Annotated in this window: 23 protein-coding genes; 10 read left to right on the forward strand and 13 right to left on the reverse strand. The window is 61.7% G+C overall.

Features of this window, described 5'->3' with window-relative positions; translation table 11 throughout:
- Window positions 1-307 precede the first annotated feature (307 nt).
- The gene (locus FQ746_RS06465; protein WP_144108113.1) at window positions 308-1,309 is read right to left on the reverse strand and encodes an aliphatic sulfonate ABC transporter substrate-binding protein; all 1,002 of its coding nucleotides are present in this window, start codon (window positions 1,307-1,309) and stop codon (window positions 308-310) included.
- Window positions 1,310-1,546: 237 nt separating this feature from the next.
- Between FQ746_RS06465 and FQ746_RS06470 the strand changes: the two genes are divergently transcribed.
- The 4 genes from FQ746_RS06470 (at window position 1,547) to FQ746_RS06485 (ending at window position 5,579) form a co-directional block, all read left to right on the forward strand.
- Entirely contained in the window at window positions 1,547-2,542 is a 996-nt protein-coding gene (locus FQ746_RS06470) for an ABC transporter substrate-binding protein (protein ID WP_144108114.1), read from the forward strand.
- 79 nt (window positions 2,543-2,621) lie between these two features.
- Entirely contained in the window at window positions 2,622-3,614 is a 993-nt protein-coding gene (locus tag FQ746_RS06475; protein ID WP_260853928.1) for an ABC transporter permease, read from the forward strand.
- Complete coding sequence (locus FQ746_RS06480; RefSeq protein ID WP_144108116.1) at window positions 3,608-4,453, forward strand: ABC transporter ATP-binding protein; 846 nt, start codon at window positions 3,608-3,610, stop codon at window positions 4,451-4,453. The genes FQ746_RS06475 and FQ746_RS06480 overlap by 7 nt, the downstream gene beginning before the upstream one ends.
- A gap of 91 nt (window positions 4,454-4,544) precedes the next feature.
- Window positions 4,545-5,579 carry an ABC transporter substrate-binding protein gene (locus FQ746_RS06485; RefSeq protein ID WP_144108267.1) on the forward strand — a complete coding sequence of 345 codons (1,035 nt, stop codon included), beginning with the start codon at window positions 4,545-4,547 and terminating at the stop codon, window positions 5,577-5,579.
- A 402-nt stretch (window positions 5,580-5,981) separates the two neighbouring features.
- Here FQ746_RS06485 and FQ746_RS06490 read toward each other — a convergent pair whose 3' ends face one another.
- The 3 genes from FQ746_RS06490 to FQ746_RS06500 are packed head-to-tail and all read right to left on the reverse strand — an operon-like array spanning window position 5,982 to window position 8,336.
- Window positions 5,982-7,070: a type VI immunity family protein gene (locus tag FQ746_RS06490; protein WP_144108117.1), complete on the reverse strand. Its 1,089-nt coding sequence runs from the start codon at window positions 7,068-7,070 to the stop codon at window positions 5,982-5,984.
- 19 nt (window positions 7,071-7,089) lie between these two features.
- Complete coding sequence (locus FQ746_RS06495) at window positions 7,090-7,803, reverse strand: VRR-NUC domain-containing protein (RefSeq protein ID WP_144108118.1); 714 nt, start codon at window positions 7,801-7,803, stop codon at window positions 7,090-7,092.
- A complete protein-coding gene (locus tag FQ746_RS06500) occupies window positions 7,800-8,336 on the reverse strand; it encodes a PAAR domain-containing protein (protein WP_144108119.1) in 537 nt (178 codons plus the stop codon). The genes FQ746_RS06495 and FQ746_RS06500 overlap by 4 nt, the downstream gene beginning before the upstream one ends.
- Window positions 8,337-8,644: 308 nt before the next feature.
- Here FQ746_RS06500 and FQ746_RS34720 point away from each other — a divergent pair, with 308 nt between their 5' ends.
- The gene (locus FQ746_RS34720) at window positions 8,645-8,794 is read left to right on the forward strand and encodes a hypothetical protein (protein ID WP_186310657.1); all 150 of its coding nucleotides are present in this window, start codon (window positions 8,645-8,647) and stop codon (window positions 8,792-8,794) included.
- Between the two features lie 660 nt (window positions 8,795-9,454).
- Window positions 9,455-10,762 (forward strand): HEPN domain-containing protein, encoded by a 1,308-nt coding sequence (locus tag FQ746_RS06510; protein ID WP_144108120.1) that lies wholly within the window; start codon window positions 9,455-9,457, stop codon window positions 10,760-10,762.
- Between the two features lie 160 nt (window positions 10,763-10,922).
- Here the strand turns inward: FQ746_RS06510 and FQ746_RS06515 are convergent, their stop codons facing one another.
- Genes FQ746_RS06515 through FQ746_RS06525 form a run of 3 tightly spaced genes read right to left on the reverse strand, consistent with a single transcriptional unit; the run spans window position 10,923 to window position 14,239 of the window.
- Complete coding sequence (locus tag FQ746_RS06515; RefSeq protein ID WP_144108121.1) at window positions 10,923-12,020, reverse strand: LLM class flavin-dependent oxidoreductase; 1,098 nt, start codon at window positions 12,018-12,020, stop codon at window positions 10,923-10,925.
- 50 nt (window positions 12,021-12,070) lie between these two features.
- Window positions 12,071-13,273: an acyl-CoA dehydrogenase family protein gene (locus FQ746_RS06520; protein ID WP_144108122.1), complete on the reverse strand. Its 1,203-nt coding sequence runs from the start codon at window positions 13,271-13,273 to the stop codon at window positions 12,071-12,073.
- Window positions 13,274-13,294: 21 nt separating this feature from the next.
- Window positions 13,295-14,239 (reverse strand): ABC transporter substrate-binding protein, encoded by a 945-nt coding sequence (locus tag FQ746_RS06525; RefSeq protein ID WP_144108123.1) that lies wholly within the window; start codon window positions 14,237-14,239, stop codon window positions 13,295-13,297.
- A gap of 174 nt (window positions 14,240-14,413) precedes the next feature.
- Here FQ746_RS06525 and FQ746_RS06530 point away from each other — a divergent pair, with 174 nt between their 5' ends.
- Window positions 14,414-15,325: a LysR family transcriptional regulator gene (locus FQ746_RS06530; protein WP_144108124.1), complete on the forward strand. Its 912-nt coding sequence runs from the start codon at window positions 14,414-14,416 to the stop codon at window positions 15,323-15,325.
- 18 nt (window positions 15,326-15,343) lie between these two features.
- Here the strand turns inward: FQ746_RS06530 and FQ746_RS06535 are convergent, their stop codons facing one another.
- Genes FQ746_RS06535 through FQ746_RS06550 form a run of 4 tightly spaced genes read right to left on the reverse strand, consistent with a single transcriptional unit; the run spans window position 15,344 to window position 19,478 of the window.
- Complete coding sequence (locus FQ746_RS06535; RefSeq protein WP_144108125.1) at window positions 15,344-16,951, reverse strand: rhodanese-related sulfurtransferase; 1,608 nt, start codon at window positions 16,949-16,951, stop codon at window positions 15,344-15,346.
- Window positions 16,948-17,550, reverse strand: coding sequence for a cysteine dioxygenase (locus FQ746_RS06540; RefSeq protein WP_144108126.1), 603 nt, complete (start codon window positions 17,548-17,550; stop codon window positions 16,948-16,950). Before FQ746_RS06540 ends, FQ746_RS06535 begins: the two co-directional genes overlap by 4 nt.
- Window positions 17,550-18,383 (reverse strand): class II aldolase/adducin family protein, encoded by an 834-nt coding sequence (locus FQ746_RS06545; protein ID WP_144108127.1) that lies wholly within the window; start codon window positions 18,381-18,383, stop codon window positions 17,550-17,552. Before FQ746_RS06545 ends, FQ746_RS06540 begins: the two co-directional genes overlap by 1 nt.
- An 18-nt stretch (window positions 18,384-18,401) precedes the next feature.
- Window positions 18,402-19,478 (reverse strand): LLM class flavin-dependent oxidoreductase, encoded by a 1,077-nt coding sequence (locus FQ746_RS06550; protein WP_144108128.1) that lies wholly within the window; start codon window positions 19,476-19,478, stop codon window positions 18,402-18,404.
- Window positions 19,479-19,681: 203 nt separating this feature from the next.
- Here FQ746_RS06550 and FQ746_RS06555 point away from each other — a divergent pair, with 203 nt between their 5' ends.
- Complete coding sequence (locus tag FQ746_RS06555; RefSeq protein WP_144108129.1) at window positions 19,682-22,210, forward strand: ATP-binding protein; 2,529 nt, start codon at window positions 19,682-19,684, stop codon at window positions 22,208-22,210.
- Window positions 22,211-22,214: 4 nt separating this feature from the next.
- On the opposite strand, the gene FQ746_RS06560 is transcribed toward FQ746_RS06555, so the two are convergent.
- On the reverse strand, window positions 22,215-22,940 hold the full coding sequence (locus FQ746_RS06560) for a FadR/GntR family transcriptional regulator (protein ID WP_144108130.1): 726 nt from the start codon (window positions 22,938-22,940) through the stop codon (window positions 22,215-22,217).
- 135 nt (window positions 22,941-23,075) lie between these two features.
- Here FQ746_RS06560 and FQ746_RS06565 point away from each other — a divergent pair, with 135 nt between their 5' ends.
- The gene (locus tag FQ746_RS06565) at window positions 23,076-24,605 is read left to right on the forward strand and encodes a UxaA family hydrolase (protein ID WP_144108131.1); all 1,530 of its coding nucleotides are present in this window, start codon (window positions 23,076-23,078) and stop codon (window positions 24,603-24,605) included.
- Window positions 24,606-24,714: 109 nt separating this feature from the next.
- The gene (locus FQ746_RS06570; protein WP_144108132.1) at window positions 24,715-25,716 is read left to right on the forward strand and encodes a 2-keto-3-deoxygluconate permease; all 1,002 of its coding nucleotides are present in this window, start codon (window positions 24,715-24,717) and stop codon (window positions 25,714-25,716) included.
- Here FQ746_RS06570 and FQ746_RS06575 read toward each other — a convergent pair.
- Window positions 25,713-26,624: a LysR family transcriptional regulator gene (locus FQ746_RS06575; RefSeq protein ID WP_144108133.1), complete on the reverse strand. Its 912-nt coding sequence runs from the start codon at window positions 26,622-26,624 to the stop codon at window positions 25,713-25,715. The genes FQ746_RS06570 and FQ746_RS06575 overlap by 4 nt on opposite strands.
- Window positions 26,625-26,714 lie beyond the last annotated feature (90 nt).

Below are 26,714 nucleotides of genomic sequence, written 5' to 3' on the forward strand. Positions count from 1 at the left end.
TGCACTGGGTAACCTGTGGATGGCACGCAAGCAATTGCTCAAAGCGTGAAACGCGAGGGCGTGGGCGGCCTCATGCGCGGGCAAACGTGAATCACACGGCCGAATCAAAACCTATGACCAGCGCCGCAGCATGTTTGCAATGTAGTGGCACGCGCTGCAAACAGCCCACGCGCAGAAAACGGGTTTTGCAGACCTTCCTTAGCTCATCGCATCAAGCCCGGCCAGAAACTGGAGCAAGTGGATGGCTGAAAAAAGCGCGGCGTGAGTCATGATTCACGCCGTGCTTTTTGCAATACCCTTCGTGTGATCAGCCAATCGTTTTCGCCTGCTTCGCCGCATAGTCCCAATACAACGCTTCCTTCGTCTGCACCGGCGCGGGCAACAAGCCGTTACGGTAAAACGCATCGGCAATGGTTTGCTGCTCGCCGAAATTTTGCGCCGCGACCGGGCGGACCTGGTAGCTGCGGCGCGCATTGGCCCGCTCGATCGTTGCGGCATCCAGACCCCAGCCCGGCGACAGCAGATTCGCCGCGTCTTGCGGATGCGCGCGCAACCATTCGCCTTCCGTCTTCAACTGGTCGAACACGATCTGGATGATCTGCGGATGCGCATCGGCAAAAGTACGCGACGCCAGATAGTAGCGTTGATACGACGCCAGTCCCGCACCATCCGTCAGCACGCGAACGTCGCTGTCGTGATCGACGGCCGCGACATACGGGTCCCACGTAATCCACGCGTCCACGCTGTTGCGCTCGAACGCAGCGCGTCCGTCGGCCGGCGTCAGATACGCAATCTTCACGTCCGCGGGTTTGAGGCCTGCGCGCGCGAGCGCGGCAAGCAGCAGGTAGTGGCTGCCCGCCGCCTTCGTCACGGCAATGCGTTTGCCTTTCAGGTCGGCGAGCGCATGAATGTCGCCATCCTTCTTGACGATGATGGCCTGCGCGCCCGGCGACGGCGATTCCTGCGCGACATACACGAAGCGCGCGTGCGCCGCCTGCGCGAAGATCGGCACGGTGTCGGCGACGTCTGCGCTGAAATCGACCGCGTCGACATTGAGCGCTTCGGTGAGCGGCAGGCCGCTCGCGAACTCGTTCCACGAGATTTTCACGTTCAGCGGTGCGAGGGCTTTCTCGAGCGTGCCGCGCGTCTTGAGCAAAGTGATCAGCGTCGACGATTTCTGAAAACCGATTCGCAGCGCGACAGGTGCCGCATTCGAAGCCGTGCCTTGCGTCCATCCGCGCGTGCTGAGCGATGCCAGCAGCGAAGCCACTGCGACGCGGTTGAATGCGCGTCGTGTCATCTGCGCCATAGATTCCGTTTCCTTTTTCAGTTGAGCGTAGTTGCGGCGATCCTCCATCGTATCGATGCAAAGCCTCTGTGATAACAGACGAATTCTGCTAACGATCTGACCTGATCAGATAAGTCGAAAGCCAAATTCAAATATGCAGAAGATAAATATTGAATTGAGATAAACATATCGAAATAGAATAATTCTCACGACACGCCTGGGTCGCTACGCTGTGCCTGATATCTTCAGCGAGGACCTATGGCTGCTTCCGTTCCAACGTCGCTTTTCGCGCGACGACGCATGCTGCGCGCGCTCGCCGCTGCACCGCTGGCTGCGAGCGCCGCGTTTGCGGGTCTGCGCAATGCCCGTGCTGCGGAGAACGAACACCTCACGCTCGTGCTCGGCGATCAGGCTGGCGGAACCCGCGCGCTCGCGGAAGCAGCGAAGGTTCTGGACGGCACGCCGTACGCATGGCGCTGGGCCAACTTCCAGGGCGCCGCGCCGTTGTTCGAAGCGCAACGTGCGGGCTCCGTCGATCTCGCGCCGGCTGGCGACTTGCCGGTGCTCGCGGCGGCGGTGGGCGACCCCAGCCTGCGAATCGTCGCCACGCGAGTAGGAACCGGCGCGCAACTCGGCATTCTGGTTGGGGAGCACTCCACCATCCGCAGCATTGCCGATCTGAAAGGGCGCACGGTGTTTATTTCGTCGGCGCGCGGCAGCATCTCGCAGTTCCAGCTTTACGGCGCGCTAGCCGAAGCCGGTTTGTCGAAAGACGACGTAACCGTCCGCTTCATTCTCCCCGTCGATGCATTTGCCGCCTTCACCTCCGGCGCGATCGAAGTGTGGGCGACCTTCGACCCGTACTACGGCATAGCCGCGCAGCGTGGCGGCAGAGTGCTGCGTGACGGCACCGGCATTAGCAGCGGACTCGGCTTTATCACCGCGCCTGCCGAAGCGCTCGCCGACCCGCGCAAGCGCGTGGCGATTGCGGATGCGCTGGTGCGCTACCAACGTGCTGGCGACTGGGCGGTGGCCAACCACGACGCCTACGCGCAAATCTACTCGACGCTCACGCGCTCGCCACTGGATGCTGCGAAGCAGATTACGCAGCGCGCGTCGCTCAAGCTGCATTTCGTCAACGACGCCGATATTGCCGCGTTGCAAAAAGTGGCCGACAGCGCGTATCGCGACGCTATTCTGCCGCGCCGTATCGACGTGCGTTCGATTTCGGAGACTCATCTTGCCAACGCCTGACCTTGCCTTGACGGAGCGCATCGACGTGTCCACGCATACAGAAACGCTTGATCTTGGAACCCCGTCGACGGCTGACCGGATCGCCTCGCCGGAGAAACGCAAACGTGTCGTCGCTATCGTGGCCGCCTTCGGATGGCTCGGCGGCGCGGCCGTGACGCAATGGTGGCCGACCGCGGACGACTGGCCTTATACCCGCGAGTTGTTGATCCTCAAACTGGTGTTCGCCGTGCTGTCGCTCGCGCTCGCGATTGCCGGATCGCGCTCGAGCGGGTCGGCTTCGCAGAAAGACTCGCGGCTCGGCAACTGGATCGGTGCGTGGCTGAATGCAGCGCCCTGGCTCCTTGCGCTTGCTATCGCGCTGACCGCGTGGGAGATCATCACCGCCCAGCTCGAATGGTTGCCGCGCCCGTTCTTTGCGCCACCACAGGCTTTGATCGGCGTGTTCGGCGACGACTTTCCGCGACTTGCTTCGAGCGTGGCGCACTCGTTCGGGCTGCTTGCGTACGGTTATGTGATCGGGGCGCTGACAGGCTTCGTGGTCGGCGTGAGTATTGGCTGGTCGAAAGCGGTGGGGTACTGGCTGCATCCAATCTTGCGGCTCATCGGCCCGTTGCCCGCCGTCGCCTGGCTGCCGCTCGCGTTCTTCTTCTTTCCGTCGAGCTTCAGCGCGAGCGTCTTTCTGATTGCGCTGGCCACCGCGTTTCCCGTGGTCGTGCTCACGTGGTCGGGCGTCGCGAGCGTGAGTCCCGCTTACTACGACGTCGCCCGCACGCTCGGCGCGCGACCTGCGTTCCTCATCTTTCGTGTGGCGATTCCGGCGGCGTTGCCTTCGGTGTTCGTCGGACTGTTCATGGGGCTTAGCGCGTCGTTCGCCGTGTTGATCGTCGCCGAGATGATGGGCGTGAAGGCCGGCCTCGGCTGGTATCTGCAATGGGCTCAGGGCTGGGCCGCCTATTCGAACATGTACGCCGCGCTGCTCGTGATGGCGCTGATGTGCTCCGGGCTCATCACGCTGCTGTTTCGCGTGCGTGACCGTCTGCTGGCCTGGCAAAAAGGATTGCTCAAATGGTAGCCGCTACGCTTTCGCATGCCGGGTCGCATGTCGACTCGAACGCCTCCGCCGCGCGCACGCAACGCGGCTCGCGCATCGACGTTCGCCATGTCAGTCATCGCTTCGCACTGCGCGGCGAGACGCTGCCGGTGCTCGACGACATCGACCTCACGGTCGAACCCGGCGAGTTCGTTGCGCTGCTCGGTCCGAGCGGTTGCGGCAAGTCCACTTTGCTGCGACTCGTTGCCGGTCTCGAGGCACCTGCTCAAGGCGCGATTCACGCGGATGGCGAACGTGTAGCCGGACCCGATCCGTCGCGGGTCGTCGTGTTTCAGGACCCGACGCTGTTTCCGTGGCGCACCGTGCGCGACAACGTGGGGCTCGGTCCGCAGGCTCAGCGCGGTCAACGTAAAGCCAGGGGTGGCGATTCGCGTCGAGAGGTCGCCGAGCGGATCGATGCTGCGCTTGAACTGGTCGGGTTGTCCGCGTTTGCGGGGGCTTATCCGCATCAACTGTCCGGTGGTATGGCGCAGCGCGCGGCGTTGGCGCGTGCGCTCGTCAACGATCCGCGACTGCTCGTGCTCGATGAACCGTTCGGCAAGCTCGATTCGCTGACGCGAATTCGCATGCAGGGCGAACTGATCCGCTTGTGGCAGGCAGAAGGCTTTTCGGTGCTGCTGGTGACGCACGACGTCGAAGAGGCGCTGTATCTCGCGAATCGCGTGATCGTGTTCAGCGAACGGCCGGCGAGCATCGTCACGCAGGTTCGCAACGACGCGCCGTATCCACGTCATCGCGATGATCCTGCGCTGGTGGCATTGCGGCGCGAAGTACTGGCGCTGCTGGGTCTCGATACCTAGGCACGACGGTCTACCTGCGCATTCACATTCACATTCACACTCACACTCATACGAAATACAACCATCACTTCCTGGATTGGGGAACACCGCGATGAAGTCCGACGATTTTCAGCAAGCATTCAGTCCCGCGCGCCGCGCGTGGTTGCGCAATACGGCGTGGGCTGCCGGTGCCGCGGCGCTCGGCGGCGCAACGTTTGGTCTGCCCGGCACCCAGGCTGCCGCCGATGAGGCGTTGAAGCCGCTCAAGCTTTCGTGGAATGCGGGCGCGATTTGTACGGCACCGGTGCCTGTTGCCGAGAAGCAGGGGTTCTTTCGCAAGCATGGGCTTCAGGTCGAGTTGATCAATTACTCGGGATCGACGGATCAGTTGCTCGAAGCGATTGCTACCGGCAAATCCGATGCGGGCGTGGGGATGGCGTTGCGATGGATCAAGCCGCTGGAGCAGGGCTTCGATGTCAAATTGACGGCGGGTATTCATGGTGGGTGTATGCGGCTGCTGGCGACGCGCACTTCGGGGATCGTCGATTTGCAAGGGCTGAAAGGACGCACGATTGGCGTGAGCGATATGGCGAGTCCGGCGAAGAACTTCTTTGCGGTGACGCTGAAGAAGGTTGGGGTCGATCCGGATAACGATGTGCATTGGCGGCAATATCCGGCGCCGTTGTTGGCCGAGGCTTTGAAGAAGGGCGAAGTTCAGGCGATTGCCGATGGCGATCCGACTATCTGGACACTGCGCGAAAACGACCATCTGTATGAGGTGTCGAATAATCTTTGCGCTGAGTATGCGAACAAGGTTTGCTGTGTTTTGGGTGTGCGGGGTTCGCTGGTGCGCAAGGATCGGGCGACGGCTCAGGCGCTTACTCAGGCTTTGCTGGAGGCGACTGAGTGGACGGCGAACAATCCCGCTGAGGCGGCTGCGATATTTGCGCCGAATGCGCCTGGGGCGAATGTCGCGCAGCTTACTGCGATGCTGAAGAGCCATACGGATCATCATCATCCGGTGGGGGAAGCTTTCCGGAAAGAGATCGCGTTTTATGCGGATGATCTGAAATCGGTGGGCGTGCTGAACGCGGGGACTAATTCGGATCGGTTTGCTACGAAGGTGTTTTCGGATGTGTTGGCTTGAGGGGAAGGCGGACCAACGTTTGTTACGGGGCGCTTCGTTGACTTGATCGAGTATCTTTCCGACAGCGTCAGATACTCAAGAACAACTCGCGCTTCCGGTCGTGCTTTCTCGTTATGCGCGGTTCGCAGTTCGCCATTGCGCTCGCGCGCAATGGCTGTGCGATTGATCCGTCTCATTCCGTCACGCTCAACGCGATCATTCGTGCGCACAATCTCGACCAGAATGACGCGCGCAGGGCCGAGCCATGATGCGTCGCGCGATCATCATGACGGCGCTGATCGTCTGCACGCAGGCGCGGCATGAATTGCAGACCATCATCGAATGTTCGCCGCATCGGCATTGGAATCAATCAAACATATTTAACTAGCTGATGGGATGGCGTCACTCTGACGGGTCCCTCTGTTAAGGCCCGACGGGCAGCTTAGGCGTGTCAAGGATCGCCGCTTTCGCTTGCAGCAGGTCGTCCGGCGAGACGTCGAAGCGGCGTAGCCAGGCATCGCTGCTCGGCGTCGTGTTGTACACCGGCGCGTCGCCATTGACCGTGCCGCGTTGCAGGCTGCTCACGCTGTTCGTGAGGATCTCGCGCAGCGCAGAGTTAAGCACAATGTACGCGGGCGGCGGCGCGACCGGTTGCCCATCGCCTCGCGGAACGCCCGCCTGCGGGGCGACGCCCGCACGGATTAACAAACCTTGGGCACACGGCTCCAGGCTGAACCAGGCTTTCGGAAGCTCTGATTGCAGCGTCGCAATCTGACCGACGCGATTTACCATCTCACCGTTGATTAGCGTGAGCCAATCGGTAGTTTTAATGCGATCGGTGAGCTTGCGAACTTTCATCGCGATTGGGTCGCCCACATCGAGACCAGGGCCGAGTTGCTGCGCCATGAAATACTCACTACTCTCGTTTTCGGTACGACCGGTCGGCGATAGATTTACCGCTAGACCCGCGTGCCCGTGAACAGCGTCCAGTGCCGCTGCACTGTCGTGAAACAGTTTCACCGAGGGCTCCGGGTTCGAGCGTACGAACGGGAAAGGCAGGCTGAACTCCAGCACGTCAAGACCGCGCGTGCCCAGTTCTGCCTGGAAGCGCTCAAGGCAGAACGTCTTGAACTCGTAGAACGACGCCTCGCGCGCGGTGTCGCCACCTACGTAAATTGCGTCGAACCCCTCGTTGTCGCCGACGCTTTTCGCGAGCGAGGACAAGGTGGGCGCGTTCCCGACCGGGATGGCCGGCTTGCCGTTGAACCACAGCCATCGGAGCGGACTTTTGCCTTCGCCCCCCGCTACGCTTGCCAATTTTATATACGCGTCCAGTGCCCAGGCCAACGCTTCGCGTTTGTCAGTGGTAAAGCCGCCTTTGAAATATAGGGCTGCCCGCACCACTAGCGCGGCGCCGACGCCATCATGGGGATGCTTCGGTTCAAAGGCCGCGTAAGGCAGCGTTCCAGCCTTTGATGGGTCCTTCGCCCACTGCTCAAGCTCGTTGCTCATCGTTTAGTTCGGTCTTTGATCATGGCGCAGGGAGCGGCACAGGTGGTGGCGGAAGTCCCCCGTGCAGGTAATTGTTCAACCCCTGACTAAACAGTTTGCCGAATTGGGACGCGGTGGAGGATGACGTGGAGCTTTCCGACTGATCGTCTCCATCGGAGCACCCGCAGTCGGACGGTCCCATTGTGACCACTTTGTCCGGTTCGCCAGCGATTTCCTCGTACGCAGCGTGCTGCTTGAGATCGATCGTGTCCGGCGGGAACTTGATCTCCACCACGTTCTTCAGGTTGTCCTGAGTTGGCGGCAACGACGGGTCGTTGACGACCACCACGTCTGGACGGCGAATGTTACCTACACCGGGAGTGTATCCGCTCAGCCCGCCGGGCCAGTACTTCTGGATCCAGCCCGGCAGATAATCATGGGTCTTCGTGACCATACTGCTACTCATGATCGGTGCTGGTGGATCCTTGCTCATATCGTAGTTGACCTCGGCCTTGTACGGGCTTTGATGGTCGGTCAGTGCATCCGTCGCTTTCAGCCGGCCGCTTACGCATTGCTGCTTCAGCGTTTGACCCTGAGCGCCGATTGTTGGCATCGCGTTGCACTTGCAGATTACTGAACAGATAGCCCAACGGTCTTGCGGATCCATGGAGTTCGGGCGCAAACGCACCGTGTTTGTTTGCCCCTGACCGGGCCCCATCGAACCGGACGAGGACCCTTTTGCGTAGTCTGTCATGCGTCAACCATCGAACCAGGGTGGTCGAACGTCAGGGACGAACTTTCATGACTTTCCAGCCACGAGGTGTAGCCATTAGCATCCGTCGTACCCTGAACCGTTTGACCCGTTGAGGACGTGATCGTGTAGGAATGGTTGGGAATGGGCTGACCCGTGGTGTCGTCCAGCACCTGAAAACGACCACGGTGCGGACCATCCTGCTCAACATCCTTCTCTCGCGAAACAGCGGCCTTCCCGCCTCTAACGGACCCCCCAAGACCCGCCGTCGGGGACGCCTTGGCTGTGGATTGCGTGGCGATGAGTGTCGCTCCGCACGCCGTCTTGTCACCCTCGGACGCAACCGGGCGTCCCTCGAAGGTCATGCCCAGTTGTTTGACCGACACAATGGGATACACCCCACCGCATTCTGGGCACGATACCTTGTCGCCGAGCAGCGCAAGCGCTTTTCCATCGACCGTGTTCGCGGGCGAGCATGCGAGAACGCGGCCTCCATGGGAGGTGGTGTCACCCTCCCGGATAAACGCAAAACGCATATTGCATAGCTCTCATGAAATTTGTCGGACGAATGTAGCACGATGGATGACGGAGCCGCCACTGTGCGAAGTGCGTGATCATTTGCTATATGGACGAAGCAAAAGCATATACGTCACCGGGAACGACCGCTTAGCAGAGACCTGAAAGGCTGCCACGGGTCGCACCCAGACGTTGCTCTACGACAAGACACCGATTGGGTCGATGCAAGATGCGTCAGACGGTAGCCGGCCACAACCGGTCATTCGACTTGACGGCGTGGTTCGTCGACAATCCCTTCAACTGTGTCATGTCGCCACGGAGTTGATTCATGAGTCGTCCGACCAGCAAACTCATCGTAGTGGCATTGACGATCTGTGTGATGTGCATTGCCATAGGCCTCTACTATTTTAAATGGCAGGGCGTCAACACATTGATTGGCAATGACCCCGCCTATCCTTCTGCCGGAGGCATGCGCTAAAGCCGATAGTGAAACGACGGCGGGGAGTCGTTCGATGCGAAACGCATCAGCCTGCATCCGGCAATGAACAGACACTCGACCTCAGCGCTTGAATCGTCGACAATCGGCATCAGGCTGATTTTGGCGTGATTTGTGTTATTACCAGATCGATACATGGCAACGTTCCGCACGAAAACTCGGCTGGCTGGCGAGCTTAGTCGCTTCGTCCAGCAGTACGCTCGCAAAGCTCGAGCGTCAGAGCCCAACGACCGGCGATACGATCGTAAGCTCGAAAAGAAGTTAAAGCGCATCCCAGCGTCTGAACTATCAGACCTGCTTTCCCAGGACGGGCAAGAGCCAATGGAGCCCCGCCGTGAGGAAGAGTGAGAACGGCCAAGAAGGGACGCTCGACCTGGCCTCGTAGATCGTTGACAATTACTGCTTGCCCCAAAAATTCTTAGAATGACGCGGCGGACGAGCTCAATTCGCCCGCTCATGGACGGCTCTCCGAGTCCGCGGCCAGACAGGGATGTCGTGCACGGTTTCGAGTCCGAATCGTCACTCATGTTCGTGCTGTTGTCCATCGAGGTAACGTCGATCCAGTTGAACTGGCAACTGGAGAGAGCAAGCTTACTTCGTATCTCCGCCTCTGAGTAACCTCAAATTATTGAGCGAAATTTCATGGTCGAGCCGAAACTGTTACGTACACTCAAGCGTACATCAGACGGATTTTTCACGAAAAAGTCTTTCTTTGTACCCGCGTCCCTTAAGGACATTCCGTCGGAGAATTTCTTCTCGCATCAGTTTCGTCTCCCCGGAAATCGGTTGGTATTTTTGACGGAATCGGGCTACCGAAATTTCCGGTGCATCGTCGAGTTGATCGACAGAGCTGCGGTGTTTGATGGACTTGCGGACTTTCCGGATATCTGGGAGGCCTGGTTGAGCGTTGCCACCAAATATCTCTCAGACGGCGTTCAGCCTGACGACGGTGAAGAACTACTCCGGGATATCACGGCGGCGGTCAACGGCAAGATTGAGGAGCACACATTCGCCGTTCCGCTTTATGGAGTAAAGCTCGACAGCGACGTGCCATTCCAGTTGGGTTCGGCAACCATATTCAAGATGGCGCCTGAGGCGCTCGACGAACTTGGTATCGAGCACGCGCACATCGATGTACCAAAGCTGCTCAAGAAGTCCCAGACAGACATTTTTCTCAAAAGTACCATTCGAAGCACACGACGTGTCGCGGAACGAAAGTTTGCGAAGCTCGGAGCGACGACGACGGGCGTCTTGGCCATAGCTGCGGCGAGCTTATACCAACGCGGATCATCGCACTTTCGGATTGGCATTGCGATGGCATCCGATGCTGCAGTCGGCACCTCTATTTGGTTTTCTTGGACCGAGAGCGGGCGGAGCCTTTCGACCCACTATCGCTGGCCGTCCGGACAACCGTTCCCACTGAACGCCTCCCTCGGGACGACGTCGGATCTCACAAGAATGGTCGATCGCGCGCAGAACCTCGCCGAAGGCGTAGAGCAGACGGAAGTTGCCATCGCAGTTTCCAAAGCCATTTTCTGGTATTCGGACGCTCAGCGTGATGAAGTCCCTGTAATGAAATTTGTGAAATTTTGGAGCTGCGTGGAAGTGTTCTTCTCTCTTACCGACGATAAGATAACTGAGTCCGTCTCGTCAGGCTTAGCGAGCTTGCTGGTCTTTGGAGGATTTCAGTTTCAAAGCGTTTCACAGTATTGTGAATTGCGAGCGGAGATCAAGCGCTTTTATGGACTACGCTCGCGAGCGGTACACGGCGCGTCGCACGATCACATTAGCGACGGCACAATAGCAAGGTTTAGCCAACTGGTGGCCTGGATGTTACTTACTGTCGTATCGCTTTCCGAGCGTGGGTATACCACTCTCGCGCAGGTAAGGGCGCAGGTTGACCGACTGGATGGAATAGCAACCCGAGGGGCAAAATCCGATGCGATCTGACACGGCGCCCCTCATCGAGTGACCGTTACGGGAATCGGTGAAAGTCGGCTTAGGGTCGACCAGAGACACTCAAAAACAAAAAACTGCGCAGACACAACCCTAAACTCTCCACCCACCCCCCACCCCTTTCACCCCCCACCCATTTCACCCCCCACCCATTTCACCCCCCCACAACCTCCCCCACCTCCCTCCCCACCGCCTCCCGAACCAACGGCACCAACTCCCGCCCATACCCCAGCGCATCCTCCAGCGGATCAAACCCACGAATGAGAAAAGTCGAAACCCCGAGCCTGTAATACTCCACCATCGCATCACTAACCTGCTGCGGGGTCCCGACCAACGAAGTCGAATTCCCCGCCGCCCTGGTCAGCGCAGTAATCCCCGTCCACAAACGCTTATCCACGACCGCGCCCTTCTCAGCCTCAGCCAATAACCTCTGAGCCCCAACATTCTTAGGCTCCTTAGGCCGTCGCGTAAAATTCGGCGAAGCCGACACAATCCCTTTCGCCCGCTCCAAAATAGATTCAGCCCGAGCCCAGGCCGCATCTTCCGTAGAAGCGATAATCGGTCGCAACGAAAGACTAAAACGAATCACCCCTTCCCGCCCATGCTTCGCCGCCGCGCGCCGCACCTTCGCAATAGTCTCCTCGACAGCCCCCAGCGACTCCCCCCAAAGCGCGTAAACATCCGCGTGCTTCCCAGCCACCTCGATCGCCGCATCCGACGATCCGCCGAAATAAACCGGCAAATGCGGCCGCTGCAAAGGTCTTATCTGCGACTTATGCCCCGTCACCCGGTAATACGCGCCATCATGATCGAACGGCACATCGCTACTCCATGACCGCTTGACCACATCGAGATATTCATCGGTCCGCGCATACCGTTCCGCATGCGAAAGATAATCGCCATCGCGTTGCTGCTCGACATCGTCGCCACCCGAGATAATGTGAACGGCCGTCCTGCCCGCACTGAAATGATCCAGCGTCGCAAGCTGCCGCGCAGCGAGCGTCGGCGCAACGAACCCCGGCCGATGCGCGAGCAAAATCCCCAAGCGCTTCGTCTGCTGCGCAACGAACGACGCAATCTGAAATCCATCCGGCGAAGCGCTCGAATGCGCAATCAGCACACGATCGAAGCCACCATATTCATGCGCTTGCGCCACCGCCGCGATATACGGCGGATTAACAGCCGGTCCGCTCGGCAAATGGATTTCGCTCGATTCCTGATGGCTCACGTAGCCGATAAATTCGACGCTCATAAAAGTTCGCTCCTGAATGAAGGAAGGACTTGCGATGTAACCGAAGGCGGTCAAGACGCAGCAAAAGCCGCGCGACCGAGATTGCCGAGGACGGTATCGTTCTGCGGCGTATGAATGCGTGCGCACAGCACGTCGCGATAGTGACGTTCCAGCGGATTGTTCCGACTCAACCCAGGATTGCTGCTCGCCTCCAACGCGAGCGACACCGCTTCGATAGCATGCTGGCTCACGAGGTATTTGATAGCAGGCGCTTCCACCGCATCGACCAGACCATTCGCGCCCGAGTCGAGCAACGTGCGGTTGTTGAACAGCAACGCGTCGATACGCCCAACCGTCTGCCGGAAACTGTCGAGACTCGATAGCGGCGCATTCAGCCCCGACGGAACGCGATGCGCGGCCCAATCCACGAACCAGTCGCGCGCGGCGCGTGCCACGCCGTCGTAGATGGAAGGCAGCAGCACGTTCATCCAGACACTGGTGACCGGGTCCATCCCGCTAGTCGCGCCCGGTGCCTGTAAATCCACCGCATGATCGAGCGGCACACGCACGTCTTCGAATATCACCTCATGGCTACCGGTCGCGCGCATGCCGAGATGATTCCACGGCTCGCCGAAGTGGATGCCCGGCGTATCGCGGTGCACGAGCCACGTACCGACGCGGGGCGACGCTTCGTCCGTGCGGCCCCATACGGCAAACCAGGTGAGTCCCGGGCTGCCAGTCGAGTAAATCTTGCGGCCGCTCAGCAGCCAGTGGTCGCCGTGCAGTCGCCCAACAGTCGCGGGCAAACCGCCTCGCGATGGCGAACCGAGTTCGGGTTCGACTCGCAACGAGTTGATCAGCGCGCCGCGTTCGACGGCATCGCGCGCAATGCGCTCTTTTAACGCAGCGGGCCAGTTCGGGTTAGCCTGCAGGCGCAAATGGTAAAGGCACTGCATCACCAGAATCAGCGCGGTGGACGGCTCGCCGCGCGCGACGGCGCGTATCACCTTGAGCGTCTGCGCGAGCGTGGCTTCGCGACCGCCGAGTACGCGTGGCACGGTCAGCGAAAGCAGACCCGCGCGACGCAACCGCGCGAGATTGTCGTGCGGAAAAATCGGGCCGGCGTCGAGCGCGGCGGCGCCATCGGCAAATTCGCGCGTCAACGTTTCGAGCCACGCGGCGGCGCGCGCACTGTCGAGATCGGCAAGCGCGTCGAGCGCTTCGGAGTCGCGCGCGATATCCACGAGCGCGCTATCGGGGTGACGGCTGGTCATGACCGTAGTCCGTAAAAAAGATCAGGGAGCCAGCGGAAACTGCCGGTCGAAACTCTGCGTGACATCCAGACGTGTCTTGATCACATCCGCGCGGTGGTACAAATCGGCCGTCTTCTGTTGCTCCGCAACGAGGCCATCGTCGATGGCAACCGGATGCAATTGCGCGCGCTGATAAACCGTCTTCAATACCTCGGGCGGCAGGCCGGTCACTTTCGATTGCATCGCGGCCACTTCGTCGGGGTGCGATAAGGCCCAGCGTTGTCCCGCCGCGACGCGTTTCAGAAAGTCCGCAATCTCAGCATGCTTCGCCTTGATCGAGCTCTCCGTTGCGGCTTCGAAACTGAGGCCGGAAGAGAGATTCACGCCATTGGCAATACTGCGGTCATGGTCGCGCTGCTCGGCAAGCGCAACGTACGGGTCCCACGTGGCCCACGCATCGACGTTGCCCGATGCAAGAGCCGCTTTGGCGTCGGCCGGTTGCATGTAGCGCAGCGACACATCGGTCAGCTTGATGCCCGCATGCTCGAGCGTGGCGATGGCGAGGTAATGGCCAATCGAGCCGCGTGTCGTCGCAATGCGTTTGCCTTTCAGGTCGGCGGCGGTTTTGATGGGCGAGCCATCGGGCACGACGATCGCAAGATCGGTCGGCGTGGAGCGCGTCGCGGCGACGGCGCGGATGCCCGCGCCCGCTGCGTAAGCGAAGATGAGCGGCGCGTCGCCGAGTCCACCGACGTCGATCGCGCCGGCATTGAGCGCTTCGCCCAGCGGTTGCGCGGCCGGGAAGTTGAACCATTCGATCTTGTACGGGACGTCCTTCAGTTGCCCGGATGCTTCCAGCACGCCGCGCGTCTGCAACTGTTGATCGCCGACCTTCAAGGTCGTATCGGCGAGCACGGCGTGCGGCGCGGCCGCGGACAACGCACCGAGCAGGAGAGCAGACAGAACACCACGGACGGAATAGGGCATGGGAGACGCAATAGAAGTAGTTCGAAGGCAAACGATACGGGCCTGGTTTTTATAAGGCAAACGCATTGTTCTGCTTTCTTAATATGCGAGGAAGAAAAGGCAGCTTGTGCTTGAGTCCAGTCGGCATGACACGTTAAGCTCATGCCATTGCGTTGTTCCATTGGAAAAGAATCAATGAAACTCGATGAAATCGAGGCCTTTGTCGCTGTCGTACGCAGTCAGTCGCTGAGTCAGGCGGCGGACTCCCTGCATCTGACCCAGCCTGCCGTCACGCGCCGTATTCAGAACTTCGAGGAAGCGCTCGGCGTCGAGTTGCTCGACCGCAATACCAAGCCGCTGAAAACCACACCGATGGGCCGCGTCGTCTACGAGCAATGCCGCGCGATCGTGCGCGAAGTAGACACGCTCCGGCATCTCGTCGCCGACGAGGCGCCGCTTGCCGGCTCGCTGCGTCTAGGCGTCGCGCAAACCGTCGCGGATGTCGCCATGTTGCCGGCCTTGCAGGCGCTGCGTCTCGCGCATCCCGAACTGCAGGCGCGCGTATCCACGGGGTGGGGCGCGCCGCTATTGCAAAAGGTCGAAGACGGCGAACTGGATGCGGCCATCGTGTTGCTGCCCACCAATCGCGTGCTGGCGGAGTCGCTGGCCGGCGAAGCGCTGGGTGCGCTGAAACTGGCGGTCATCGCGAAGAAAGGCAGCATGAAAAAGCGCGTGCATACGCTGGCCGAATGTCAGTCGTTCGGTTGGGTGCTGAACCCGGACGGCTGCGGTTTCCGTGCGGGCTTGCAGCAGGCGCTCGCGGCGCAAGGGCACACGCTGAAGCTGAATCTGGAAACGCTCGGTACGGAATTGCAACTCGGGCTCGTAGCCGATGGCGTCGGGCTCGGACTCGTACCGCTGCCGCTGTTGCGTCTCAGCGCCCATGCCGAGCAACTCGACGTGATTCAGGTCGGCGATTTCAGGCCCGAAATTGCCGTGTGGATGGTGCGCTCGCGCGCCATCGGCAAAATGCAGTCGGCGCTCGCGGTGTTGTCGGGCAGCGTCGAGTCGAGCTTCAAGGCAGCGCGTTTGTCACGCGCGGCCTGATCCTGATCGACGCCTGCATCAGATGGTGAAGAACCCGTGCGTGCCGTCGCGTTCGAGTTGCGCGACGAGACCGTATTCCCATTCCAGATAGGCGTTCATCGCTTCACGCGCGTTGTCGGTGCCTTCGTACGGACGACGATAACGGTCGATACGCGGCGACGCGAGACGTTCTTCGCCGGCTTCGGTTGCGTGCCCGGCGCGAATCCATGCGGCGGTCCCGCCATCGAGTACCTGCACCGGCTTGCCCGTCAGCGCGGCAATTTCCGGGGCGACGAACGGCGCCAACGCATTCGTGCCGCACGTGACCACGTAGCGCTTCGCATCCGGCAGCGCACGCAGATCATCGGCACCGTTGGTCAGGCGCGAGCGTACGATCCAGTGCGCGCCGGGAATATGCGCCTTCACGTGGTTCGCGCTGGACGTCACGTCGATCACCACGGTGCCGCTTGCGGGATCGCCGAGTAGCGCGGCGAGTTCATCGGCGGAAACGGCGGGTGTCGGCTCCGGTTGCGGTTTGGCAGCGCGCCATGGGCCGCGTGCTGTCAATGAGGTGGCCGCAGTGTCATCGACCACGTACACGTCGATATTCATTTGCGCGAGCCACGACGCCGTCATGTTCGCGCGCACGCCGTCGTCGTCGAACAGCACGACACGCGCGCCGCGTACCGGCGCGTACATCTCCGTTTCCTGCACGAGCTGGCCGCCGGGCGCGCCCTGAAAACCCGGCGCATGAGCGTGTTCGTATTCGGCCGGCGTGCGCACGTCGAAGCGATAGGTGGTGCGCGCGGAGTCGGCGGCCCAGCGCGATGTTTCGTCGAGCGTCGTGCGGTTCACGCCCGCACGGTCCGCGAGCGCACGCGCTGCGTTGCGCGACGCGTCGAGGTTGGCGTCGTCGCGCCCGGTCTGCGGTTCGAAACGGCGCTCGCTGCCCTGTTCGAGCGTTTGTCCCGCGAGCGTCCAGCCGATCGTGCCGTTGCGCAACGCCGCGACCGGATTCGGCAGACCCGCATTGACCAGCGACTGCGTGCCGATGATGCTGCGCGTCCGTCCCGCACAATTGACGATCACGCGCGTGGCCGGGTTCGGCGCCAACGCTCGCGCTCGCAGCACGAGTTCGGCGCCGGGCACGCTGATGCTGCCGGGAATGTTCATCGTGTGATATTCGTCGAAGCGGCGGGCGTCCAGCACCACCACGTCGTCGCCGCTTTTCAGCAGTGCGTCGACGGCCTCGGCCGTTAGCGACGGCGTATGTCGTTGCGATTCGACGAATTCGCCGAACGCCTTGCTCGGCACGTTGACGTCGCGGAACACTTCGCCGCCTTCGCGAATCCACCCGTCCAGACCGCCGTCGAGCAAGGCGACCTGCGTATAGCCGAGTTCGACGAGTTTCTCTGCCGCGCGCGCGGCAAGGCCTTCGCCCGCGTCGAATACGACGATCGGCACGTCGCGGCGCGGCAGACGCGTATAAGCGTCGAGCTCGATTCGGGAGAGCGGGAAATTCGCGGCGAAGAGCGGATGAGACTGCGCGTGCGGGTCTTCTTCACGTACATCGAGCAGCGCGATTTCGCGTCGTGCCAGCAGCGCTTCGCGCACGTCGCTATACGTTCGGACGGGATATGACGTCATGGGTGAGGCGATTCCTTGCTGAGGTCCCAGAGGTTAGGGAGCGTTTGATTCGAGTAACCGGAAATGAAAGGCTTGGGTGGCGCATCGACGGGATAGGTCGAGCGCCGCACGGCACCAATGTTCGCACCGTACACGTGAATGCTGATCGACGTGCGGTCTTCATACGCGTTGCGCACCCGGTGGATGTCGCCGATAGTGGGGGACACGGCTTCCACGTCGCCCGCATTCAGGCGCTGTTCGGCGCCGCTTTCGCGCAGCGCGCCGTCGTGAGTTCGCTCGAACGACGTGGCCAGTTCGGCGCCGCGCAGCACGCCGATGAGTCCCCACACCGTATGATCGTGAACCGGCGTTTGCTGGCCCGGTCCCCACACGAAGCTGACTACGCTGAAGCGCTGCCGCGCATCCGCATACAACAGGAATTGCTGATAGCGCTCGGGCGAGGGTTGCGCATAGACCTCCGGCAGCCAGTCGTCGACGCGAATCAGTTCGCGCAATGCAGCCGCGCCTTGTTTCAGCAGGTCGGATTCGGGCGGTGTCGAATCGACCAGTTCCGCGATCTCGCCGACAAAGCGACGTAGTTTGTGAATCGCAAGCGTCATCAGTCGAGCAAGTCCGGTTCGGCTTCGACGAGGCCTTCATACAGGCTGTCGAATGCGTATTTTGCACCGGCCGGACGACCCACCTGTTGATGAGTCAGCGCCGCCATTTCGTGCGGAATCGGTTGTGGTGTGCCGGCGGCTTCGGCCAGCAGTTGCGCGTGGCAGGCGTTTTCCAGCGCGATATACCACCAGGCGACGGCCTCGACGGTCGGCCCCGCAGTCAGAATGCCGTGATTCTTCAGAATCACCGCTTTGCGCGGACCCAGCGCGTCGGCAATCCGCGCGCCTTCTGTCGTGTCGAGCACGACGCCGCGAAAATCTTCGAACAGCGCATGGTCCTCGTAAAACGAGCACGAGTCCTGCGTCAACGGATCGAGCTTGCGGCCGAGCGTGGACCACGCCTTGCCATACAGCGAGTGCGTATGCGCGGCAGCGACCGCGTCGGGACGCGCCGCATGAATGGCGGCGTGAATCGCAAACGCCGCCTGATTGACCGGACCGTCGCCCACGACGATCTCGCCATGATGATTGACGAGCAACAGATCGGACACCCGCATGCGCCCAAAATATCGGCCTAGCGGATTGACCCAGAAGTGGTCGGTCCATTCCGGATCGCGCGCGGTGATATGCCCGGCGAGCCCTTGCGCGAAGCCATATTGTGCGAAGAGCCGGAACGCGCCGGCCAGTTTGCGTTGCCGGTGCAGGCGTTCTTCGGCGATCGAGCGCGGTGGCGCATCGTCGTCGTCGAACCAGAATTTGCGCACCGGCGTATCGCGCCGTGTCAGTCCAGCGGGATTCAAAACAGGACGGGTGTCGACAGTCGGCGTACTCATGGTGTGATCGCGCTCCGGTCAGGCTGCGTGGCGAACGCGGGAGGTCAATTCGCGAGTGGCGGGAATCAGTTCGCGGCCGTAATCGGTGGCGTCTTCGAGCGGATCGAAGCCGCGAATCAGGAACGTGGTCACGCCCAACTCGTAATACTCGGCGAGCGTTTCGGCGACCTGTGCGGGTGTGCCGACGAGCGCGGTCGAGTTGGAGCGTCCGCCGATTTCCTTCGCGACCGCGGTCCACAGCCGGTCGTCGGCGCGGTCGCCTTCACCTGCCGCCGCGAGCAGACGCCGCGCGCCTTCGCTCTGTTGCGGACCGCCGCGCGAGAAGCCCTGTTCGACGCGCAGGCGGCGCGTTTCTTCGAGAATATGTTCGGCCTTCTCCCACGCACCCTTTTCCGTCGCGGCGACGATCGGGCGGAACGACACCGAGAAGCGCACTGTCCGGCCATGCTTCGCGGCTTCGGCGCGTACGCGGGTAATCTGCTCGTGCACCTGCTGTTTCGATTCGCCCCACAACGCGTAAACGTCCGCGTGCTTGCCCGCTACCGCGAGCGCCGGCCCGGATGCGCCGCCAAAGTAGATGGGCACGTGCGGCGACTGTTTCGGTTTGACTTCGGAGAAAGCTTTCTCGAGGCGGTAGAATCGGCCTTCGTGATCGAAAGGCTGGTCCTCGGTCCACACGCGGCGCAAGATTTGCAGATATTCGTCCGTACGTGCATACCGTTCATCGTGACTCAGAAAATCGCCGTCGCGCCGCTGGTCTTCGTCACTGCCGCCCGAAATGAAGTGCACGCCGAGGCGGCCGCCGGAAAAATGGTCCAGCGTCGCAATCTGCCGCGCGGCCAAAGTCGGCGCAACGAAACCGGGGCGATGCGCCAGCATGAAGTGCACGCGCGAGGTGACACTCGCGGCGTAAGCAATCGTAATCGTGGCGTCGGGGCTGGTCGAACTGTGCGGCACCAGAATGCGGTCGAAGCCGGCGTTCTCATGGGCCTGCGCAAAGGCGCGCACGTAGTCGGTGTCGACAGCGGGGCCTTGCGGAAGATGCGTTTCGGAAACCTTGCGCTGCTGGATCATGCCGATAAATTCGACGCTCACGTTTGCTCCTGAATGTCCGTTATGTTTTCGTCATGGATGCAGTAGCAGACGTCACGGTCAACGGCACGCCTGCTCGTCGAACTCAGGCTAACACCGGGTTATGCGAAGGCTAAATAGTAAATTCAGATAAAGATATCGAACTTGCATGTTACCCACGTGCATCCCCGATCAGACCTACCGCGCAATGAACCAGATTTGACCTCATGACCCTCAACCCCGATCACGAACGCCGCCGCCTCGATGCTCTGGCGCGCTACGACGTGCTGGACACGCCGCGCGAACAGGCCTTCGACGAAATCGCCAATCTGGCGGCCGCGTTGTGCCGCGCGCCGATTGCAGTCGTGAATCTGATCGGGGACGGTCGTCAGTTCTTCAAGGCGGAAGTCGGACTCGGCGTGCGCGAGACGCCGCTGGAAACGTCCTTCTGTACGAAGGCTTTGCTGGAAGACGAATTCCTGCAGATTCCCGACGCCAGCGCCGACCGGCGTTTCGACTGCAACCCGCTCGTCACCGGCGAACCGCATCTGCGGTTCTACGCGGGCGCGCTGCTGAAAACGGACGAAGGGCTACCCATCGGCACGCTGTGCGTGCTCGACTATCAGCCGCGTACGCTCGACAAGGTGCAGGAGCAGGCGTTGCGGGTGCTGGCGCGGCAAACCATGGCGGCGCTCGAATTGCGCCGCGCGGCCAATATCGCCGAGGCCGAACGCCTGCGCTACGAAGCGCTGTTCAATGCAATCGACGACGGGTTCTGCATCATCGAGTTCTTCGACGGTCCGCATGGACCGCTCAGCGATTACGTGCACGTCGAAGCCAATCCGGGTTATGAACGGCATACGGGTATCGCGGGCATCGTCGGCATGACCTTGCGTCAGATCGATCCCGCCGAGGCGGACCGCTGGATCGAACTGTACGGCGGCGTGTTGCGCACCGGCGAAACCGTGCGCTTCGAACGATACTTCCGGACGGCGGGCCGTCATATCGAAGTGTCGGCGTCGCGCGTCGGCTCCGGGAGCACGCGGCGGGTGTCGGTGCTGTTCCGCGATATTTCCGCGCGCAAGGTGGCCGAAGCCGCGCAACGCGCAAGTGAAGCGCTCGCCCGGCAGAACATCGAGCGCGTGCAACTGGCGCTCGGCGCCGGCGCGATTATCGGCACGTGGTTCTGGGACCTCCCGAACGACCGCTTCACCGTGGACGAAGCGTTCGCGCATGTTTTCAATCTCGACCCGGCACAGGGCCGCGACGGCCTCAGCCTTTCGCAAGTCACCGCCAACGTGCATCCCGACGATCAGGCCGGCCTGATTGCGGCGATCCGCGAAGTGATCGCGCGCGGCGGTCACTATGCGCACCAGTATCGGGTGCGCCGGGCGGACGGCCGCTATTACTGGATCGAAGCGAACGGCCGGGTCGATCACGGGCCCGACGGCACGCCGCAGAACTTTCCGGGCGTGCTGCTCGACGTGGAAAAGCGCCGCGCGGTCGAAGAAGAACGCGATCGCGCCGCGGCTTCGTTGCGCGCGCTCAACGACACGCTCGAACATCGGGTCGCGGAGCGCACTGCCGAACTCATGCGCGCCGAAGAGCAACTGCGGCAGTCACAGAAAATGGAAGCGGTGGGTCAACTGACCGGCGGTCTCGCGCACGACTTCAACAATCTGCTGGCCGGCGTATCGGGTTCGCTTCAATTGATCGGTATCCGCCTGAGTCAGGGGCGGCTCGCCGATGTCGACAAATACGTCGTGGCCGCGCAAGGCGCGGTGCGCCGCGCGGCGGCGTTGACTCATCGGCTGCTGGCGTTTTCGCGTCGTCAGACGCTCGATCCGCGGCCGACCGACGTCAATGCGCTGGTCAACGGCATGACCGATCTGATTCAGCGGACTGTCGGTCCCGGTATCAAGGTGGAGGCCGTCGGCGCCGCCGCGTTGTGGCCCGCGCTGGTCGACTCCGGCCAACTCGAGAACGCGTTGCTGAACCTGTGCATCAACGCGCGCGATGCGATGCCCGACGGCGGTCAGATCACGGTCGAGACGGCCAACAAGTGGATCGATAGAACCGCGGCGCAAAGCCACGATATGCCCGAAGGCCAGTTTCTCTCGTTGTGCGTGACGGACACCGGCACCGGCATGTCGCCCGACGTGGTCGCCAAGGCGTTCGACCCGTTCTTCACGACCAAGCCGATTGGCATGGGCACGGGGCTGGGTCTCTCGATGATCTACGGCTTCGCGAAACAGTCCGGCGGACAGGTGCGCATCTATTCGGAAGTCGGGCAGGGCACCACGGTCTGCATTTACCTGCCGCGCTTTTACGGCGATGCCGATGGCGAAGCGGTCGACGAGGCCGAGCTTCCCATCTCGGGCACCGAGGCGGGCGAAACGGTCCTCGTCGTGGACGACGAACCGAGCGTGCGCATGCTGATTACCGACGTGCTGGAAGAAGCCGGCTATTCGGTCATCGAGGCAGCCGACAGCGTGGCCGGCCTGAAGGTCTTGCAGTCGAACGTGAGAATCGATTTGCTGGTGAGCGACGTGGGCCTGCCCGGCGGAATGAACGGACGCCAGATGGCGGATGCGGCGCGGCAGACGCGGCCCGATCTGCGTGTGCTGTTCATCACCGGCTATGCGGAAAATTCGGTCATTAGCAATGGCCATCTCGAACCCGGCATGCAGGTGATGACCAAACCCTTCTCGCTGGAAACCTTCGCCGCAAAAGTGCGGCAAATGGTCGACGGCTGATCGTTCAGACGCCCGCGCCCGTGATGAATTGCCGCCCGACGAAGTCGATATGCGCAAACATCGCCTGCTGCGCGGCTTCCGGATTGCGCTCGCGCACGGCCAGAAAGATCGACTCGTGCTGGCGCATGCGCATGGCCGATTGCACGGCGGCATTCACGTTGTTCGCGGTTGCATCGAATGTGTTCGCGGCAATATGCTCGCGCAGCATGTTGATGACGCTGGCGTAGAACTGCCCCAGCATCCGGTTGTGCGCAGCCGCGGTGAGTGCCGTATGAAACTCGCCGTCCATGCGCGCCTCGGCATCTACATCGTGTTCGGCTATCGCTTCGCGCATGCGCGCAAGCAGCGTCTCCAGTTTGTAGATCTCCTCCGGTGTCGAGCGTTGCGCCGCGAACCGCGCCGCCGCGCATTCGAACACCATGCGAAATTCCAGCGTTTCCTCGCGCAGCGGCGGATGCTCCGCGACCAGTTGCAGCCACGGCGAACTGAGCGCGGGGGCCTGTTTCTGCACCACGTACACGCCGCTGCCGCGTTTGGTTTCGAGCATGCCCTTGCTCACCAGATGCCGGATCGCCTCGCGCACGGTCGGCCGCGATACGCCGAAGTGTTCCGCGAGCGCGCGCTCCGCTGGTAGACGTCCCGCTACCGCCCAACTTCCGTCGAGCACTTTCTCTTCGATCTGCCGGACTACGTCGTCGAGGATGCCGGAAGACAGCCTGTGAAATGCCATATCTGCTCCGCCCGAATTGGCCTGACCAATTTGCGCCGCGTTGGCCGAAAAACGACCATTTGCAGGAGCGGGCGCATTGAAGAGAGACAAGAAATCAACCGTGCGTCCGTCCCCCACGATTCAGGAGAAAAAAACATGTCGGATTCTACTTCACTGATCATCCGCCTGCATTCGGACGACGACGTCGCCATCGCGCGCGGTCCGATCGCGGCCGGCACGACGCTGGCCGAAGCCGGCGGCATCGTCACGCTCGACGACATTCCCGGCGCTCATAAAGTGGCGTTGCGCGCGCTGAAGGTCGGCGAGCCGGTGCGTCGCTATGGACAGATCATCGGCTTCGTCACCCAAGCTATCGAACCCGGCGCGCACGTGCACACGCAAAACGTGTCAATGGGCGACTTCGCTCGCGACTATGCCTTCGGCAAGGACGTCAAGCAGGTTGCGCAAGCCGCCGACGCGCGTACGTTCATGGGCTTTCGTCGCGCGGACGGCCGCGTCGCGACCCGCAATTACATCGGCGTGGTGAGCACGGTCAACTGTTCGGCGACCGTGACGAAACTGGTCGCGCAGCATTTCTCGGCGCCCGGCAAGCTCGACGCGTATCCGAACATCGACGGGATCGTGCCGGTCACGCATAGCTTCGGTTGCTGTATCGATCACAACGGCGAAGGCGTGCAGCAACTGCGCCGCACGATCGGCGGCTTTATCCGTCACGCGAATTTCGCCGGCATCCTCGTGATCGGCCTGGGTTGCGAAGCCAATCAGATGGGTGCGCTATTCATTGCGGAAGGGGTCGAGCCGAGCGCCACGATGGTGCCGCTCGTCATTCAGGAGCAGGGCGGCACGCAGAAGACCGTCGACGCCGCCATCGCCGCGATCGAAACGATGCTGCCGGTCGCGAACGCCGTGCAACGCGAGCCGTTGCCGATCTCGAACCTGAGCATCGCGCTGCAATGCGGCGGCTCGGACGGTTACTCGGGTATTACCGCAAATCCGGCGCTCGGTGCGGCGGTCGATCTGCTGGTGCAGCACGGCGGCACGGCGATTCTCAGCGAGACGCCTGAGATTTACGGCGCCGAGCATTTGCTGACGCGTCGCGCGGTGACGCCGGAAGTCGGCGAGAAAATCGTCGAGCGGATTCACTGGTGGGAAAACTACGCGGAGCGCGAGAAAGGCAGCATCGACAACAATCCGACGCCGGGTAACAAGGCCGGCGGGCTGACCACGATTCTGGAAAAATCGCTCGGCGCGGTGGCCAAGAGCGGTTCGACGCCGCTGATGGGTGTGTACCGTTACGCCGAGCCGGTCGATACGAAGGGTCTCGTGTTCATGGATGCGCCCGGCTACGATCCGATGGGCGCGACCGGTCAGATCGCGAGCGGCGCGAACCTCGTGCTGTTCACCACGGGCCGCGGTTCGTGCTTCGGCGCGAAGCCCGCACCGTCCATCAAGCTCGCGACCAACACGAAGATGTACACGCGGATGGCCGACGACATGGACATCAATTGCGGCGACATCATGGACGGCAAGGTGAGCGTCGAGCAGAAGGGCCGCGAGATCTTCGAGATGATCATCGACATCGCGTCGGGCACGCAGAGCAAGAGCGAGGCGCTCGGCGTCGGCAACGAAGAGTTCGTGCCGTGGATGATCGGCGCACAGATGTAAGCGCTGCGGCCTGATGGCCGACCCTTCAATACCTCAGTACTTCAATACGAACAACGGCGGCGCGCCATGCTCATCGAGCGTGACGCGCCGACCGGCGGAGACGAACACAATGAAAATCAAACAGACCATCGAGCGGTTCCCCGGCGGGATGATGGTGATTCCGCTGCTGTGGGGCAGTCTGCTCAATACATTCTTTCCCAACGTGCTGACCATCGGCAGCTTTTCGACGTCGCTCGCGCATGGCGCGTTGCCGATTCTCGCGGCGTTCTTCGTGTGCATGGGCGCGGAAATCCAGTTCAAGACCGCACCGCGTGCGCTGAAGGCCGGCGCCGCCATTACGCTCGCCAAGCTCGCGAGCGGGGTCGTGATGGGTCTCGTGGTCAGCTATGTGTTCAAAGGGCAGCCGATTTTCGGACTGTCGAGCATGGCGATCATCGCGGCGATGACCAACGCGAACATGGGGCTTTACGCGGCGCTGACCAAACAGTTCGGCGACGAAGTCGATCGCGGCGCGCTCGCCGTGCTGTCGATTCTCGAAGGGCCGTTCGTCACCATGCTCGCGCTCGGCGTCGCCGGTCTCGCGAAGATTCCGTTCATCGATCTGATCGCGACCGTTCTGCCGATTCTGATCGGCATGCTGCTCGGCAATCTCGATCGCAGCATGCGCGAGTTTCTGCGCTCCGGCAGCGATCTGCTGATCCCGTTCTTTGCGTTCGGACTCGGCGCACAGATCAATCTGCACTCGATTCTCGGCGCCGGCCTGTCGGGCATTCTGCTCGGGCTCGTCACGCTGCTCGTGGGCGGCGTGATCAACGTGGTGGTATCGCGTCTGGTCGGCGGCTCGGGCGTGGCCGGCGTGGCGGTATCCACGACCGCGGGTAACGCGGTCGCGACACCGACCGCGATCGCTTCAGTCGATCCGCATCTTGCTTCGCTGGTCGCGGTCGCGACGCCGCAGATCGCGGCTTCGACCATCGTGACGTCGCTGCTCGCGCCGCTGTTGACCGCGTTATACGCCCGATACTTCGGTCGGCCTCAGCAGGAAAATCCCGTGGATCAGGACACCTTCGACGCGGCGCCCCGTCTGAACGAGCAGACCGACGGCGCTTAGCTTGCCGTCTCGACCGCTTGCCGCGCCTTCAGAAAATCGACGAACGCACGCAATGGCGCGGGCAGGTGGCGCCGCCCGGGATAGTAGAGAAACGGCCCGGAAAAACTCTGCCACCAAGGCTTGAGGATCGGCTCCAGTGCACCGCTGTCCAGATGCGTTTGCAGCATGTCTTCGAACAGATGAATGACCCCGAGTCCGGCGATAGCGAGACTGATTGCAAGGTCCAACGCCGCGGCGGGTCGGACGAGTAGCGGCCCGGTCGGGTCGAGCACCACCGATTCGCCGTCCTTTTCGAAATACCAGCCGGGCATCGCGCCGCCTGCGAACTGGCCGCGCAGGCACGCGTGCGTGAGCAATTCACGCGGATGCGTCGGCCGGCCGTGCGCATTCAGATACGCCGGCGCCGCGGCGGTGACGAAGCGCTGCGTGCGCGGGCCGATCGGCACGGCGATCATGTCCTGTTCGAGCCGCTCGTCGTAGCGCACGCCCGCGTCGCAGCCGATCGACAGCACGTCGACGAAACCGTCTTCCACGACGACTTCCACGCGTATCTCGGGATAGGCCTTCAGAAAATCCGCGAGGATGTCCGGCAGGACGATTTGCGCGACGTTCAACGGCACGTTCAGTTTGAGCGTACCGGCCGGTTTGTCGCGGAACACGTTCAGCACGTCCATGGCCGCTTCCATCTCGCTGAACAGCGGCGTCAACTTTTCGATGAGACGCACGCCCGCTTCGGTGGGGGCTACGCTGCGCGTCGTGCGATTGAGCAGGCGCAGCCCGAGCTTCGCTTCCAGGCGACGCACGGCGATGCTCAAGCTCGACGCGGAGACGCCGCCGACACGGGCGGCATCGCGAAAGCCGCCGGCACGCGCCACTGAAACGAAGGCGGCAAGATCGTTGAATTCCATGGTGATTGTGCGTTTTTTTAAACAACCCGTGCAATTTAGACCGGATTATCGAACAGCGCAATCGTGTTCATACTGGCCTCACGTTTTCTA

The organism is Paraburkholderia sp. BCC1886 (assembly GCF_900996245.1).
In the GTDB taxonomy this organism is placed as follows: Bacteria; Pseudomonadota; Gammaproteobacteria; order Burkholderiales; family Burkholderiaceae; genus Paraburkholderia.